Source organism: Acetobacter sp. A11-2, assembly GCF_040208445.1.
Classification (GTDB): Bacteria; Pseudomonadota; Alphaproteobacteria; order Acetobacterales; family Acetobacteraceae; genus Acetobacter; species Acetobacter oryzoeni.
Map to the genome: position 1 here is coordinate 2054524 of NZ_CP157843.1, position 15391 is coordinate 2069914.

15 protein-coding genes and 1 tRNA gene are annotated in these 15391 nt (G+C 53.9%); 4 read left to right on the plus strand and 12 right to left on the minus strand.

The annotated features are described in order from the left end of the window. The first annotated feature begins 169 nt into the window (after nucleotides 1-169). A tRNA-Thr gene (locus tag ABNV41_RS09965) sits at nucleotides 170-242 on the plus strand. A gap of 85 nt (nucleotides 243-327) precedes the next feature. Here the strand turns inward: ABNV41_RS09965 and ABNV41_RS09970 are convergent. The 11 genes from ABNV41_RS09970 to ABNV41_RS10020 all read right to left on the minus strand — a co-directional run bounded on the left by ABNV41_RS09970 (nucleotide 328) and on the right by ABNV41_RS10020 (nucleotide 8968). Further along, entirely contained in the window at nucleotides 328-2019 is a 1692-nt protein-coding gene (locus tag ABNV41_RS09970; RefSeq protein ID WP_050818624.1) for a glycosyltransferase family 39 protein, read from the minus strand. After that, nucleotides 2013-2786 (minus strand): glycosyltransferase family 2 protein, encoded by a 774-nt coding sequence (locus ABNV41_RS09975; RefSeq protein WP_050818625.1) that lies wholly within the window; start codon nucleotides 2784-2786, stop codon nucleotides 2013-2015. Before ABNV41_RS09975 ends, ABNV41_RS09970 begins: the two co-directional genes overlap by 7 nt. 26 nt (nucleotides 2787-2812) lie before the next feature. Then, nucleotides 2813-3316, minus strand: a complete 504-nt coding sequence (gene atpF / locus ABNV41_RS09980) for a F0F1 ATP synthase subunit B (protein WP_019088569.1) — start codon at nucleotides 3314-3316, stop codon at nucleotides 2813-2815. 23 nt (nucleotides 3317-3339) lie between these two features. Then, nucleotides 3340-3921, minus strand: coding sequence for an ATP synthase F0 subunit B' (locus ABNV41_RS09985; protein ID WP_050820279.1), 582 nt, complete (start codon nucleotides 3919-3921; stop codon nucleotides 3340-3342). Nucleotides 3922-3970: 49 nt separating this feature from the next. Then, complete coding sequence (locus ABNV41_RS09990) at nucleotides 3971-4195, minus strand: ATP synthase subunit C family protein (RefSeq protein WP_003624142.1); 225 nt, start codon at nucleotides 4193-4195, stop codon at nucleotides 3971-3973. A gap of 55 nt (nucleotides 4196-4250) precedes the next feature. After that, a complete protein-coding gene (locus ABNV41_RS09995) occupies nucleotides 4251-5000 on the minus strand; it encodes a F0F1 ATP synthase subunit A (RefSeq protein ID WP_003624139.1) in 750 nt (249 codons plus the stop codon). A gap of 54 nt (nucleotides 5001-5054) precedes the next feature. Continuing rightward, on the minus strand, nucleotides 5055-5357 hold the full coding sequence (locus ABNV41_RS10000) for an AtpZ/AtpI family protein (RefSeq protein WP_050818626.1): 303 nt from the start codon (nucleotides 5355-5357) through the stop codon (nucleotides 5055-5057). Nucleotides 5358-5476: 119 nt separating this feature from the next. Then, nucleotides 5477-6406: a signal recognition particle-docking protein FtsY gene (gene ftsY / locus ABNV41_RS10005; RefSeq protein ID WP_050818627.1), complete on the minus strand. Its 930-nt coding sequence runs from the start codon at nucleotides 6404-6406 to the stop codon at nucleotides 5477-5479. A 1-nt stretch (nucleotide 6407) separates the two neighbouring features. Further along, nucleotides 6408-7652, minus strand: a complete 1245-nt coding sequence (gene mtaB / locus ABNV41_RS10010; RefSeq protein ID WP_050818628.1) for a tRNA (N(6)-L-threonylcarbamoyladenosine(37)-C(2))-methylthiotransferase MtaB — start codon at nucleotides 7650-7652, stop codon at nucleotides 6408-6410. Further along, nucleotides 7649-8461 (minus strand): diaminopimelate epimerase, encoded by an 813-nt coding sequence (gene dapF / locus ABNV41_RS10015; protein WP_050818629.1) that lies wholly within the window; start codon nucleotides 8459-8461, stop codon nucleotides 7649-7651. Before dapF ends, mtaB begins: the two co-directional genes overlap by 4 nt. A gap of 105 nt (nucleotides 8462-8566) precedes the next feature. Further along, on the minus strand, nucleotides 8567-8968 hold the full coding sequence (locus tag ABNV41_RS10020; RefSeq protein WP_003624126.1) for a VOC family protein: 402 nt from the start codon (nucleotides 8966-8968) through the stop codon (nucleotides 8567-8569). 46 nt (nucleotides 8969-9014) lie between these two features. On the opposite strand from ABNV41_RS10020, the gene ABNV41_RS10025 reads away from it, so the two are divergent. Then, a complete protein-coding gene (locus tag ABNV41_RS10025; RefSeq protein WP_050818630.1) occupies nucleotides 9015-11060 on the plus strand; it encodes a hypothetical protein in 2046 nt (681 codons plus the stop codon). Between the two features lie 121 nt (nucleotides 11061-11181). Then, on the plus strand, nucleotides 11182-12939 hold the full coding sequence (locus tag ABNV41_RS10030; RefSeq protein WP_050818631.1) for a DEAD/DEAH box helicase: 1758 nt from the start codon (nucleotides 11182-11184) through the stop codon (nucleotides 12937-12939). Nucleotides 12940-12999: 60 nt separating this feature from the next. On the opposite strand, the gene ABNV41_RS10035 is transcribed toward ABNV41_RS10030, so the two are convergent. Continuing rightward, on the minus strand, nucleotides 13000-13560 hold the full coding sequence (locus tag ABNV41_RS10035; RefSeq protein ID WP_230844588.1) for a hypothetical protein: 561 nt from the start codon (nucleotides 13558-13560) through the stop codon (nucleotides 13000-13002). A 184-nt stretch (nucleotides 13561-13744) separates the two neighbouring features. Between ABNV41_RS10035 and ABNV41_RS10040 the strand changes: the two genes are divergently transcribed. Next, on the plus strand, nucleotides 13745-15337 hold the full coding sequence (locus ABNV41_RS10040; protein WP_050818633.1) for a S10 family peptidase: 1593 nt from the start codon (nucleotides 13745-13747) through the stop codon (nucleotides 15335-15337). Nucleotides 15338-15391 lie beyond the last annotated feature (54 nt).

The window sequence follows — 15391 nt, forward strand, 5'->3', positions numbered from 1 at the left end:
GGATAGTTCTTAAAACGAAAAAACTGTTCCGTCACACTCAAAACAGAATGGCACCCCTGCTTAAAGCCAGAAATAACGTTTTGTTGTCGTCCAAACCTCTGGGTGAATTGCAGTTTTCCCTTGCGTAGGCACAGGGATCATGATAGTCACCGCCCCGCAAACAAAATGTGCCCGCTTAGCTCAGTTGGTAGAGCACGTCATTCGTAATGATGGGGCCGGTGGTTCGAATCCGCCAGCGGGCATTTCCTTTTGCACTTCCCAAAATACTGAACGCATTTTTACATTCCGCTGTAGAAATGCGTTTTATATCCGTCCATTCAAACAGTTTTACTGCTTTGGCGGCGTATTCAGCTTGTACAAACTTATAAGCAAATGATGGCCGTTCGAGTAATTCAGCCCACCGACTGTGCCAAGGCTAACGGCATCTGCTGCTTTGTGACCCAAAGCTGCCATAAATGCGGGGGTATCTCGCTGATCAACAAGCGCCACAGTGCACTTTGCATCTGCCTTTATGGCTGCTGCCGCATTTTCTGCACCTATTAGCAACACCTTGCCGCCCAGCAGAAAGACCAGACTTGGCTCAGAAAATGATACTGACACCACATGCGACTCTGCACACGGTTGATGTGCTTGCACCAATGCTGTCAGACGCGGGGCCAACCAGATGCTCTGCAACTGCGGCACCACAACCGTAAATAAACCCACATAGAGCAGTACGGCCGCAGCCACACTGGCTAAAGCAGCCTGTTGCAAGCGTGCGCGTGAAATATACCACGTTGCAAGACCAACCAACGGCAACACACCCAAGGCCAGAACAATAGCTGCTGCGGATATTTTGTGCTCCAATACCCACACTAAAGTTGGGCCCGCAACGGCCAAGGCAATGCCCACCAGAGCCCACGCAACAGCATAAATGCTTAGCAGCACCTTACCCCAAACACGGGCAGGCCAATGACGCCATACATCCCCGCCCTGAACCAAAAAGGTAGCTATAAGAATGGCTATAGCGGGATAAGTAGGCAGCACGTAATGCGGGAGCTTGGTAGCAATCGCTTCAAACACCACCCAATGTGGAACAATCCAGCACAGCAGATAGCGCACCGTTTCTTGCTTGCGCGCGCGCCAGACTAGAGGTGCGACACAGGCTGCAAAAAATGAGCCAGGCCAAAACGCCAGCAAAAAAACCAACAGGTGGTAGCCCGGCGGCAGCCCATGTGCTTGCTGCCCAGACGCAACCTTTCCTAAGAAATTAGTGCCAACAGCATTCCGAAAAAACTCACCGTGGCTCACAACCCCAATAGCAACGCACCACGGCACCAAAATAGCAGCGGACAAAAGCCAGCCCCATGCCGGACGCATTCTGCGCCACAGACCAAAATCTCGATCCAGCATTCCCAACACCAACGGTGTTGCAAGAGATGGGATAAGAATAACCGGCCCTTTCAACATGAGGCCGCAGCCAATGGCGCCCCAATACAGCAAAGCACGTTTTATTGGTGTGGCCACACCTTGCTGGCGATCTCGCAAAGCGCCTGTTAGCGCCAACTGCGCGAGCAAAACTGTAAGCAGCAGGCAGGAATCGATTGTGGCCATACGGCTTTCTGCTGCAACCAGCACAGAAGCCATAAACAACAAGCCCGCACCCAAGCCGGCCGAAGCCCCAAACAGCATGGAGCCAATAAGCGCCGTAAGAACAACAGCGCCAGACATAGCCAGAAGTGAGGGGATACGGTACGGCCAAACAACCCGCTGATGCTGCATTCCTGTAAGAGAAACAGCCGCGGCCTCCAGCCAGTAAATACCAGCGGGTTGCAAATAACGTGGTTTGTCCTGAAAGCGCACATCTACAAAATTGTGCGATTCTAGCATTTGCGCCGTGGCTTCCATGTATCGGGGTTCATCCCGATCAAATGGTGGCGTAACAGCTCGCCCTGGCAGAAACAGCAAAAAAGCAGCAAGGCCTAAAAGCAGCAGGGCTTTAAGAGAAAGTGGCTGGTGACCGTTTTTCTGATTCAGCATTCACGAATCGATTTTGGAAGATGTGTACGATTCCGCAACCACATCACGCCCAGCAGATCACGCACGCCTACCACCGCACGATTGAAGTTGGTATATTTAGACTGCCCGTGCAAACGCGGCCGATGCGTAACAGGGTGGCACACCAACGGTACACTGTAAGAGCCAAACAACGCTGGAAGAAAACGGTGCAAACCTTCAAACTGCGGCAAACGGAGGAAATCTGCTCGTTGGAAAATTTTGATAGGTGCGCCTGTATCCGGGCACTGATCATTTAAAAGTTTCTGCCGCAGCCCGTTAGCAAAACGCGTTGCAAAACGGCGGGACCAACCATCTTTACGGCGTGTGCGCACCCCTACCACAAGCGGTGCTCTGCCCTTGGATGCCTGCGCTTGAGCAAGAGAAACTAAAGAGCCCAGTTCACGCGGGTCATCCTGACCATCGCCATCAATAGTGGCAATCCATGTACCACGAGCCGCTGTAATACCTGTGCGCAATGCAGCAGACTTACCGCAACGTCGATCATGGGAAAGAATGCGTAAGCTTGGCAAACATTCATCCCGCAAGCGCTGCAAAACTTCTACGGTCTGATCTTGGCTACCATCATCTACAAAAACAACTTCGGCCGCAGGCAATTGCTGCATGGCCTCGGCCAGTTCTCGGCAAACCTGTGGCAGATTATCCTGTTCATCCAAAACAGCAATAACGATGCTCAGTTCACACTGAGCATCGTTATGCTGTGACGGTGAGGCTGAAACCAGACCTGTCACGTATTCACCATTCAGCTGATAATGTTTCAGGCTGCCTTGCGCGCAAGAGCGGCAGGCAAACCAGCCAGCGCCTGATCAACAAGCCCTGCGGCTTTTTGCTCATCAAGCGTCTGAGGAATAACACCGTTGGCAGCCTGTACGGCCACATCAATTGCCAACTGGCGCACTTCTTTAACAGCAGCGCGTTCTACAGCGGCAATACGATCACGCGCCATTTGCTCATGGCGCTGCACAGCGGCTTCTGCCTCTGCACGTGCTTTCTGGGCCATTTCAGCAGCCTGCTGATGTGCCTGCTCTACATAAGACTTAGCTTCTGCCAGTGCCTGCTCACGATCACGCGTGGCATCTTCTAGCATCTGCTCAGCTTCTCTTCTCAAGCGGGCAGCTTCATCCAGTTCTTCACGGATACGGTTGGCGCGGCTATCCAGAATGGTGGCAATTGGCCCCCAAATCTTTTTACCAACCAGCACGAAGAACAGAACGAACGAAACAGCGACCCAGAAACCCGCTTCGTGAAAAATGCCAGACATGACGAAAATTCCCCCGGAGCTGGTCAGATAGTGCTGTGCGCCGAAGCGCTTTCAACCTTCTGGGCAACAAGCTGAGCATCAGGCACAATACCCGTCAGACGCTGAACCAGAGCCTGCGTGGTATCACCTGCAATTTCTTTAAGCGCGCTCAATGCACGCGTTTTTTCCTCAGCCACGCGTTTTTCGGCATCAGCAATTTCTGCTGTCACCCGCGCATTAATTTCCTGCATCTGCTGTTCGGCAGCTTTATGTTCTTCTGCCAGAACCTGATCAAGATGCGCCTGGGCTTCTGCCATGGCATCTTTACGGGCCTGCTGAAGTTCAGCAACAGCTTTATCGGCGTCCTGCTTAGCCGCGCGTGCAATTTCCAGATCCCCAGAAATACGCTTGCTACGGTCTTCCAGCACCCGGGCAACGCCGGGCAGCATGGCTTTGCTGAGCACCATATAAAAGACGAAGAAAATTACCGCACCCCACATAACCTGACCGGTTACAAGGGGGTTGGCAAAATCTAGCTGAGGCATTCCCGTGGCATATGCACCAGGCGCGGAAACGGCCAGAAGAGACACACCGGAAACCGTTGCGAACAGGCCGGCACGAAGCATCTTCTTAATCACACCCACAGGAATGTTCTCCTCTTTCCTGAAAGCTTTCTCAGACGAACAGGATCAGGAACGCGATCAGCAGCGCGAACAGAGCGATAGCTTCTGTCAGAGCAAAGCCGAGCATACCCAGACCGAACACATGCGGGCGGGAAGCCGGGTTGCGCGCAATGCTGCTTACCAGCGTGGAGAAGATGTTGCCGAGGCCGATACCAACGCCGGCAAGGGCGATCACGGCGATACCTGCACCGATTTCCCGGGCTGCAGCGATGTCCATATCAGTCACTTCCTTGTTTCAAGTACAGTTCAAACGAAACGGGCAAAGCAGCTCCTCAGTGAGCCACGGCCTCCCGCAGGTAGATGCACGTCAGAATGGCAAACACATAGGCCTGCAACACACCAACAAGCAACTCAAGAGCCATCAGTGCCACGTTAATGGCAATCGGCCCAACCGCAAACACGTCACCCACCACACCAAAACCGGCGAGCATGATAACAAAGCTTGCGAAAATATCGAACATGACATGCCCGGCAACCATGTTGGCGAACAGTCGGATGGAGAGGCTGACAGGACGCGAAAGAAAAGAAAGAATTTCAATCGGGATCAGCAGCGGAGCCAGAAACGGGCTAGCGCCTTCCGGCATGAAGTGCGCAAAGAAACGCAGCCCCTGCACCTTAAGGGAGACAATAACCGTAAGCACAAACACCATCATGGCGAGCGCAAAGGTTACGGCAATATGGCTGGTGAACGTAAAGGAAAACGGCAGCAGACCAATATAGTTACCGGCCAGAATAAAGAAGAACAGCGTAAAGATGAACGGAAAGAACGCCGTGCCTTCTGGCCCAATCGTATCAACCGCCATGTTATGAATAAATTCGTAACAAACTTCTGCCGCTGCCTGCAAACGACCGGGAACAACTGCCGCTGGGCGCATACCAAAATACAGGAACGCCAGAACCAGACACACTGCCACAATCATGTACAAGGGGGATTGGCTGAAACGCAATGCTTCGCCCAGCCCACCAAGAACGGGATGAAGCTCAAACTGTTCAAGTACGTTGATGCTGGAACCGCCCGCCACAACCGCTCTCCTAAAACCCTTTACCGCATCCGAATCGTATCGGATTACAGCTTCTTACTTGCCGTCTATCGACTTGACCAGCCGCCAAACATTCAGCACGCCAGCACCTCCGCCCATCAGCGCGAAGATAACGAGAAAAACTGCCCGGGTTTTGAGCCAGTGATCTAGCTCCCACCCAATAGCAACGCCTACTATCAGTGCTGAAAGCATTTCTGCCCCAGCTCTGAGCGCCAGCCCAGGAAGAGATTGCTCTACAGCATCTTCTTTCTCGGCTGAATCTCCCTTTTCCTCCAGGCCAGAGCGGCGTTCTGCCGCCTTTAGCCGAGCATCAAAGGAATCGTCACCGTTCTTACTCATTCTTCGCCCCTTCAGAGGGGTGCAGGCGCTTGCTAACGGGGCTGTCATATCCTGTCAAGAAACCATGATGGATAGAAGCATCAAAATCTGTCTTTTCCACCATAATTCTCCACAAAAAATCAGACTGTGTCAGCCACACCCACTAAACCGCGTGCATAATCCACTGCGGAGAAAGGTCGCAGATCTTCTGCCTGTTCACCCACACCCACGGCATGCACGGGCAGCCCAAACTGATCAGCCAGCGCCACCACAATGCCTCCACGGGCAGAACCATCCAATTTTGTCACCACCAAACCGGTCACATTCACAAGTTCGCGAAACACCCGCACCTGCTCCACAGCATTCTGGCCAGTTGTGGCATCCAGCACCAACAGCACGGAGTGTGGTGCCGTTTCATCGAACTTACGCATGACGCGGATAATCTTGGCAAGTTCTTCCATCAGCGCACTTTTATTGTGCAAGCGGCCAGCCGTATCCACAAACAGCAGATCAGCCCCTTCAGCCTTACCGCGTTTAAGCGCTTCAAAGGCCAAACCAGCGGCATCTGCACCCGGGGGGCCAGCAATAACCGGGCAACCGGTTCTTTCCCCCCAAATCTGCAGTTGCTCCACCGCAGCGGCGCGGAAGGTATCACCCGCCACCATCATCACCTTCTTACCTTCCTCAGTAAAAAAGCGGGCCATTTTGCCAATGGTGGTTGTTTTACCCACGCCATTTACCCCCACCACCAACACAACATGCGGTTTGTGCGCGGGGTCAGGCTCAAAAGGTTTGGCAACTGGCTCAAGAATGGTGGCAATTTCGTCTGCCAAGGTGGTGCGAATTTCTTCGTCCGTCACCTCAGTGCCAAAACGGGAAGATCGGAAGGATTCGATAATACGCTCTGCAACAGCCGGTCCCATATCTGCTGTAATCAGCAGATCTTCCAGCTCTTCCAGTGCCTCGTCATCCAGCTTGCGCTTGGTGAAAATGCCCGTAATACCCCCACCCAGCTTTTGGGTAGAACGTGACAATCCCTGCTTGAGACGAGAGAAAAAACCAAGCGCCATCTCAGATCCTTTCCACCACCAGCCCTGCACTTTCGGCCATTGTGGGCTGAAGGGTTATAATTTCCCCCACTTCGGCTTCACCCTGTGCAAGCCGCACCGGCGCAAACTGCTCACTATGGCCGGTGGTTGGGGTTTCCATCAGCACACGTAGGGGCTGACCTATAAGACTTTCATAATACCGGGCGGCAGAGGCTGCCCCCACTTCCCGCAACTGCGCAGCACGCGCCTTGCGTTCAGGCACAGGTACAGCACGCATACGCGCAGCTGGCGTGCCTGGCCGCTCACTATACGGGAACACATGCAGATACGGCAGCGCCTGCTGTGCAAGAAAACTGCGCGTTTCTTCAAACAGCGATTCGTCTTCTGTTGGAAAACCCGCAATAACATCCGCGCCAATACCAATATCTGGTCGCAGGTTTCGCGCACGTTCTACCACACGTGCTGCATCTGCAACCAAATGCCGCCGCTTCATGCGCTTGAGAATAAGGTCCGACCCAGCCTGCAAGGAAAGATGCAGATAGGGCATAAAACGCGGCTCTTCAGCCAGAAGCTGCCAGATATCTTCATCAATCTCGACCGGATCAACCGAAGAAAGGCGCATGCGCTCCAGTTCTGGCACCAGGCGCAACACGCGGCGGCAAAGCTGACCAAGCACCGGTTTGCCGGGCAGGTCTTCCCCCCAAGATGTCATATCCACCCCGGTTAGCACCACTTCCCGATACCCTGATTGCACCAGAGCCCGCACTTGCTCCACCACAGCCCCCACGGGGACAGACCGAGACGGCCCTCGCCCAAAAGGAATAATGCAGAACGTGCACCGATGATTGCACCCTTGCTGAACCTGCACAAAGGCCCGTGTGCGACCTGCAAACTCAGTTACCAGATGGGCGGCCGTTTCCTTGGCTGCCATAATATCAGACACAGCAAGTGGCTCAGACAAGGCTGAAGCTGACCAGCTTTCGGCCTTCAGCTTTTCCTCATTCCCCAGCACACGGGCTACACCGGGCAAATCACTCCAGCTTTCAGGGTTAATCTGGGCCGCACACCCAGTAACCACAATGCGGGCATCCGGGTTTTCACGATGCGCGCGACGAATAGCCTGCCGCGCCTGCCGCTCTGCTTCTCCCGTAACGGCACAGGTGTTCACGATAATCACATTATTCAGTGAAGCTGCGTGGTTACGCATCACTTCACTTTCCCATGTGTTCAGACGGCAGCCAAATGTGAGAATTTCTGGCTTGCTCATTCCGGGTACGCGGCCAGATCAACCGCCCCCTCAAAAGCTGTTGTTGCAGACCCTGTCATGAGCACATGATTGTTGGCTGCCCATTCAATCCTCAGAACGCCACCGTCCAACTCCACTTCACACACATGCTCGATCAAACCGCGCCGTGCTGCGTTCACCACCGCAGCACATGCGCCTGAACCACAGGCTTCTGTTACACCGGCACCGCGTTCATGCACTTTGAGCCGCATACGTGCAGGCCCATCAATACGCGCAAACCCGATATTCGCCCGTTCGGGAAAAAGCGGATCATGCTCCAGCGCATCCCCTTGCGAGAGACGTGCAAAATCTTCCACAAAAAACGTTGCGTGCGGGTTCCCCATAGATGCCGCGGCAGGATCACCCTCCAATGGCAGATGCAGGGTATCCATTTCCGCAGCCAAAGGCACATCCTGCCAACTCAGGCGGGGTTCACCCATATCTACCGTAACCAAGCCGTTTTCTTCTATCCGGGCAGGCAAACACCCGGCACGCGTTTGCAATACAGGCGCTCTGTTTCCCGTTTCTCGCCAGATCAGATCTGCCACGCAACGTGAAGCATTTCCGCACGCACCTGCTTCTGATCCATCAGGATTGAAAAAACGCACAAAAACATCTGCCCCTTCTGCACAGGCAGGGCGCAGCGTCACCAACTGGTCACACCCAATACCACGGCGCCTATGCGCCAAGGCAGCTATACGGGCTGGCGTAAGGGGCAGATGCCCACCGCGCTCGTCCAGAATGACGAAATCATTCCCCAGACCATGCATTTTACGGAAAGATGTCAGCATGCTGTGGCTTATACGCCACTTTAAGCGCCGATGCCATGAGAGAAAACAGCCAGCAGGCCCGGAAATCGGTCTTTCCCGAGCTCTACTGGCATAATTGTAACGTGCTTACAGGAAGCGCCCCGGGGCACCGCGCTGCAATACTTCAATTTTATAACCGTCTGGATCGGTCAGAAAAAAGAACTGCCCAACCACCTGACCTTTATTTTCCAGCGTTTTAACCGGTGTAACCGGATGTCCGGCTGCTTCCATACGATCGTGTTCTGCCTGCACATCCGCAACAGACACAGCAAGATGGCCGTAACCCTCCCCTAGATCATAAGGTTCTGTACGACCGTGATTGATTGTGAGTTCAAGCTCAAAAGTCTGCTCATCATTGGCCAGATACACCAATGTAAAACTCTCAAATTCAAACCGGCCCACAGGTTTGATGCCAAGCGTATCTGCGTAAAAATGCGTGGAACGCGCCTCGTCCAACACCCGCAACATGCTGTGGATCATCTTGGCCATAAAAATATTCCTTTACCAAACAGAGCATAATAAAAACCAACGCCTGTTGCTTAACGCACATCTTTTTTCCCTGAAATTATTTTTTAAGGAGAGAGCTCTTTACGACAAGCCAAGGAAAATGGTTCACCTTCATACAAGAACCACTTCAACAATATTTGAAAAGCGAATGCGCATCTTCCGCCAGTTTTCCTGCCGCATGGCACGTCATATCAAAACAGGCCTATGCATGGGCACTGTGCTGGCCTCTGGCGGAATGGCCATGAACTACGCCTATGCGGCAGCAGATGATGCGGCCTCGCTTGATGCGTTGGAACAGCAGATTGCGCGCATTCAAACCGAACAGCGCGAATTGCAAAAAGCACTTGTAAGCGTGCAAAAACAGATTGCCCAGCGCCGCGGCACTGTACACGCCGGTAATGGCACTTCCACTACAGCGCGGGCTGTTTCTGGCAGCCACCATGCCGTTGCCAGTTCTGGCTCTGGCGTTACTGTTGCCATGCAGGATGGCACGATTGCCAGCACCGCCTCCACAGATCCGGGCATTAGCGCACCAGCTTCCACACGCTCCATGCGCCATGCCATGGGCCCAGATGCACAGCCGGTATTTTCTGGCAAAAATGATACCCCTGAAGTGGAATCTGTTGTTGGCCACCGTGCAGAAGACATGATTGCCCGCATTGCAGAAAACCAGGTTGGCCCGCACCAGCGTGAAACGGCTGGCGCACAGGCCGCCGGTGCGCTGGGTGACCACGGCGTGTTCCACCTAGGGCCAATAACCTTGATTTTAGGTGGTTTTCTGGATGCAGCAGCTGTGGAATCAAACCGCCACACATCTACCGGCACCTTTAACTATTGGGCAGACATGCCTTACAAAGGCGATGCCCGTTATCATACCGATAACTTTGAAGGCAGCGCACGTTACAGCCGTATTTCCCTTATGGCCCGCGGCAACGTCGATAAAAACTCCACCATTTCCGGGTTTTACGAAATGGACTTTGGGGCGGGTGCCTCCACAACAGATCCATACGAAAGTAACAGTTACACCTTCCGTATGCGTCAGCTTTATATGGCCTACGATAACAGTGCTCTGAACTTCCACTTTCTGGCCGGACAAGCATGGAGCATGCTGACACCGGGCCGCGTGGGTATTATTCCCCGTCAGGAAAATCTGCCACTCACCATCGAATCCTCCATGCTGGCAGGCCAGACATGGGCGCGGCAGCTCCAGTTCCGCTTTGTAAAAGACTTCTTCCAGCACAGATTATGGGCAGGTCTTTCCATCGAAAACTCGGCCACGCTGTATAATGTTGATAGCTTTTCAAGCGTGACAGATGGGCAAGTACGCCTACCAAATGGACGCATTGCAACTGTTGGGTATGACGGCACCGGTCTGACAAACAATGCCCTCTTCCCCAACGAAATTGCCCCAGACATTATTGGTAAACTGGCATGGGACCCACACTGGGGCCATTACGAAGTTGAGGGTATTCTGCACTTCCCCCATACCCGCGTTTCCGAACTTGGTGGCGGACGCAACCATACTGCCATTGCTGGCGGCGGTGGTGGCTCTGTGGTGCTTCCCGTCCTTCCGCATAAGGTGGAAGTACGGCTTGCTGGTTTGGCTGGGGTAGGTATTGGCCGCTATGGTTCCGTGCTGCTCCCTGATGCCACCCTCAATTCCAGAGGCGAGCCCTCACCCATTCCATCCGTACAAGGCACGGCTGGCGTGATTGCCCACCCCAACCAGCTTATCGATGTGTATGGCTATTTTGGCTACCAACAGGCTGGACGTCGTTACTTTGATGCCAATGGCTCTGCCTATGGGTATGGCAACCCATCGTTTGATAACAGCGGCTGTAATGTTGAAATGGCCACAGAACTTTCAACCCTTGGCTGCACAGGCAACACCCGCAGCGTTATGGAAGCAACCGTTGGCGCGTGGTATCGTTTCTTCAAGGGCCATTACGGCACTGTAGAAGCCGGTTTGCAGCTTGCTTATTCCCGCCGCAAGGCCTGGGAAGGGCTGGGTGGCGCCCCAAGTGCTGGTATGAGCCAGGTTTTTATGGATTTCCGCTATCTTCCTTTCCAGTAAAAGCGCATAATTCCTGTGCTATAAAATCATGCAGTACAGGGTTCTGCCGTCAAACTACTAGCTTTTCCGGGCAGGAACCTTTATCTCGCATTTCTATTCCCGTTGCCCGGATCCGGATTGTATGCCTTTTCAGAATGCTCCTGCCCCTCTCGCTCGTGCTCTTGCTGCACGTGGCTTTACTGCTCCTACCGCTGTTCAGGCCGCCGTTCTGGCCGATGATGCCAAAAATCGCGACCTGCTGGTTTCAGCCCGCACCGGATCTGGCAAAACTGTTGCTTTCGGCCTAACGCTGGCTGACCTGCTGCTGAATGATGCAGGCCGCTGCGTGCCATCTGGCGCGCCTATCGCTCTGGTTATTGCTCCCACGCGTGAACTTGCCTTGCAGGTGCGCAGTGAACTGGAATGGCTGTATGCCGAAACCGGTGCACGCATTGTTTCCTGCGTTGGTGGCATGGAACCCCGCAAGGAAGCCCGTGCCCTTGCCTCTGGCTGCCACATTGTTGTGGGCACGCCGGGCCGCCTGTGTGACCATCTGCGCCGCGGTGCGCTTGATCTTTCACACCTCAAAGCAGTGGTGCTGGATGAAGCAGATGAAATGCTTGATCTGGGCTTCCGTGATGAGCTGGAAACCCTGCTGGACGCTATGCCCAAAGAGCGGCGCACCCTGCTGTTTTCCGCAACTATTGCACGCGATATTGCGGCCCTTGCCCGCCGCTATCAGCACGATGCCCTGCGCATTGATACAGTAGGTGCTAACACACCCCATGCCGATATTACCTACCGCGCCGTTCTGACAGAACAGGGCGATATGGCTGGCACGGTTGTAAACGTGCTGCGGTTGATGGAATCCTCCGCTGCCATCGTTTTCTGCCACACGCGTGAAGCGGTGCGCCAGTTGCAGGCGATTCTGACAGAACGCGGTTTTTCCTCCGTCGCCATTTCAGGTGATCTGGGGCAGAACGAACGTAGCCGCGCCATAGAAAGCCTGCGTCACGGCCAAGCCCGTGTGTGCGTGGCAACAGACGTGGCTGCCCGCGGTATTGATATTCCAGATTTGGGGCTGGTTATTCATGCCAGCCTGCCTTCCAACCCAGCTACCCTGCTGCATCGTTCCGGCCGTACAGGCCGTGCGGGCAAAAAAGGTACCTGTGTGTTGCTGGTACCGCCCGCACGCAGAAGATTGGCAGAGCGCCTGCTTCAGGCCGCCAAGGTCACCGCAGAATGGAGTGGTGCCCCTACCCCGGCTGCCATTGCCACGGCCGATGCCGAACGCCTGTTAGGTGCCCCGTTCCTTTCTGCTCCGGCACCAGAAGATGCAGAAACGCAAACGCTAATCGGCCGCCTTACAGCTGAACACACGCCAGAACAGTTGGCGGCAGCACTTGTTGGCCTATGGCATAAAAGCCTGCCGGCACCTGTTTCTGTGCGCGTTATTACACCAGATGCTCGCCGTGCTCCGCGTGAGCGTGATCCAAACCGCCCTGCGCGCGAAAGAGAACGCGCCCCTGCGATGGATGGTAAATGGTTCCGCCTTTCTGTTGGCCGTGAAGATCGGGCAGACCCCAAATGGCTGGTGCCCATGCTGTGCCGCTTGGGGAATATTAAAAAGCAGGATATCGGCTCTATCCGTATCACGCAGGACCACACACTGGTTGAAATTTCTCCCGATAAAGCCGAGCAGTTTGCGTCTTGCGCCTCTGCCACGGACCCGGATGAAATTACAGTAGAACCAGCAGCAGCACCCCGCAAAGGCGGCGGTGGTGGTGGCGGGCCTCGCCCAGCTTATGCAGATCGGAAACCAAAAGGTGGCCGCTCTTTTGCGCCACGTCGGGAAGGTGCCAGCAAAAACGGTTCTTCCCGCAAGCGTAAGTCAAAATAACTCTACACTCCTCAACCCATCAGGCCGCACTCAAGCGGCCTGATGCAGTTTGAGCCAGCCTTACAAAGGCGGCAGAGTGGTTGCATCGCGCAGGTCTGAAGAAACCCGGTCTTTTTGAGCCTTCCAAGCCTTACGCGTATTTTCCCCCGCATTGTTCCAACGGTCTGTAACGTTCTTTTCTGCGTTGGTTACGCGGTCACGCTGCGCCTGTAGTCTTTCACGCGCTTCCTCACCGCTGTTGTTCCACCGATCCCGAACGCTCTTTTCCGCATTGGTGACACGGTCACGCTGTGCCTGCAGTTTCTCACGTGCTTCCTCACCGCTGTTGTTCCAGCGGTCCCGCACATTCTTTTCCGCGTTGGTGACGCGGTCACGCTGCGCCTGCAGCTGTTCACGCGTTGCTTCAGTGCTATTATTCCAACTGTTGCGCACCTGATCCCGCGCAGCCTGACCACTGTTTCTGAAACCCGATGTCAGATTATTGGCATCATTGCGCACGCTATCACGCGTTGCATTCAGTTGGTCTTGTGCGTCCTGCTGCAGGCAACCTGTCAGAGACAGGCATGGATCAGCATGTGCCAAAGATGCCGTGCCAGCCAACGCTGCCACAGATAAACTCATCACCGCAAATTTCTGAATAAACCTCATAATAACCTATTCTTTCTTCAATTCTGTCCACACGAAGTGGAGCGTTAATGAATTTTTAGACATGTAATTCTGGCAAAAAATAGTCCAGCCCGGCCCTTGCGAGAACACGATTGCAGACGCAGCATAGCGACAAGTATTTTCGAGAAACTCAAGGATCATGCGTATCGTGATGAAATCTGTTTTCTACCCGGCAAAATGGCCAAGTTTTAGCAAGCTGAAGCTTGCTGGCTCTTTGGCGGTTGCCCTTAGCCTATCTACCGCAGCCATAGCCGCAACTGAGCCATCACCACCGCCAACCAAGCCCATACCCCCATTAACAGGCCCAGCTCCGGCACAAACGCAAACAGATACATTTCACAATGAAGCAGCCCTGCTGCCTCAGGATGCCATCACGCATCACACTGGCATTTTTGATAAGCGCAAGATCTCCTACACAGCCCATACCGGCACCCTGACGCTACGGGATGATGAAGGCGCCCCTACAGCACGTGTTTTTTACGTTGCCTATACGCAGGATGGTGTAGATCCGGCACATCGGCCCGTTGCCTATTTCTTTAACGGTGGCCCGGGTGCAGGCACGGCTTATCTGCATTTAGGTGCAGCTGGACCTTCCGTTCTCTCTTTCCCCAATGGCAACCCGGCAGATGGTGCCAATGCCCAGCTTACTCCCAACACTGAAAGTTGGCTGGCTGCGGCGGATCTGGTGTTTATAGATGCACCCGGCACGGGCTGGTCTATCCCCACAGATGCCAAAAAAGCCATCAAGACATTTTACGGTGTCAAACAGGATGCCCATGCATTTGCCAAGGCCATTCAACTTTGGGCACAAAGCAATAATCGGCAGATTTCTCCGCGCTATCTTGTAGGTGAAAGTTACGGTGGCCTACGGGCCATTGAAGTTGCAGATGCCCTCGCGCAAGAACAAAACATTCTGGTGAACGGGATCATCATGATCTCACCTGCACTGGATATGACACTGCTGGACACAGCCAACGATATTCTGGCAACAAGCTTTGTCCTGCCCTCTCTGGAAGCATCCCAACTGGCGCTCCAACATAAGCTCACACCAGAAAATGCCGCCGGACATTTGGATAGCGCATACCATTACGCCATTGGCCCATACCTCAGCACCTTGGCCAATACGCCACTTGCCGGAAATGCTGCACAATATTTTTATGAAGACGTTGCCGCGCATTCCGGCATACCGCTTGAAACTGTCGTAAAAGAAAGCGGCATGCTGCAACCAGAGGCTCATGATGTGCGCAGCCGTGGTGGGCGACTTTATTCTCTGTACGATGGTACGTTTTCTATTGCCGATCCATTCCCCGAAGGTGTGGAAAATGGTGCAAGCCCAGACCCAATTCTGGACGGCTTTACGCGTGCCTATGGCAGTGCATTTGAGCAATATGCCGCAACAAACCTGAACTTTCGCACACCACTGACTTATTCACTATTGAACATGAAGGTGAATGAAGCGTGGGACTATCGAGATGGAAACACCCCTCTTATCCGCCCTATTCCTACTCTCCGCCGTCTTTTAGCACTTAACCCGACATTACGGGTTTTTATTGCCAACGGGTATTATGATCTGGTCTGCCCCTTTGCTTCATCACGCTGGGTTGCTGAGCATATCCCTGTAGGCAGAAACCGTATTGCCCTGCATACCTACCCCGGCGGGCATATGCTTTATATCCGTGCAGACAGCCGCGCAGCCCTTGCGCAAGATGCCAAAACTTTCATGACGCCATAAAAAAACGGGTGGGGAATTTCTTCCCCACCCGTTTTTGCCAAACGGTAAACCGTT

Coding starts and splice junctions, on each gene's coding strand:
- ABNV41_RS09970 (WP_050818624.1), bottom strand. CDS start 2,019: ATGCTGAATCAGAAAAACGGTCACCAGCCACTTTCTCTTAAAGCCCTG.
- atpF (WP_019088569.1), bottom strand. CDS start 3,316: ATGTCTGGCATTTTTCACGAAGCGGGTTTCTGGGTCGCTGTTTCGTTC.
- ABNV41_RS09985 (WP_050820279.1), bottom strand. CDS start 3,921: ATGCTTCGTGCCGGCCTGTTCGCAACGGTTTCCGGTGTGTCTCTTCTG.
- ABNV41_RS09990 (WP_003624142.1), bottom strand. CDS start 4,195: ATGGACATCGCTGCAGCCCGGGAAATCGGTGCAGGTATCGCCGTGATC.
- ABNV41_RS10000 (WP_050818626.1), bottom strand. CDS start 5,357: ATGAGTAAGAACGGTGACGATTCCTTTGATGCTCGGCTAAAGGCGGCA.
- ftsY (WP_050818627.1), bottom strand. CDS start 6,406: ATGGCGCTTGGTTTTTTCTCTCGTCTCAAGCAGGGATTGTCACGTTCT.
- mtaB (WP_050818628.1), bottom strand. CDS start 7,652: ATGAGCAAGCCAGAAATTCTCACATTTGGCTGCCGTCTGAACACATGG.
- dapF (WP_050818629.1), bottom strand. CDS start 8,461: ATGCTGACATCTTTCCGTAAAATGCATGGTCTGGGGAATGATTTCGTC.
- ABNV41_RS10020 (WP_003624126.1), bottom strand. CDS start 8,968: ATGGCCAAGATGATCCACAGCATGTTGCGGGTGTTGGACGAGGCGCGT.
- ABNV41_RS10030 (WP_050818631.1), top strand. CDS start 11,182: ATGCCTTTTCAGAATGCTCCTGCCCCTCTCGCTCGTGCTCTTGCTGCA.
- ABNV41_RS10035 (WP_230844588.1), bottom strand. CDS start 13,560: ATGAGTTTATCTGTGGCAGCGTTGGCTGGCACGGCATCTTTGGCACAT.
- ABNV41_RS10040 (WP_050818633.1), top strand. CDS start 13,745: ATGCGTATCGTGATGAAATCTGTTTTCTACCCGGCAAAATGGCCAAGT.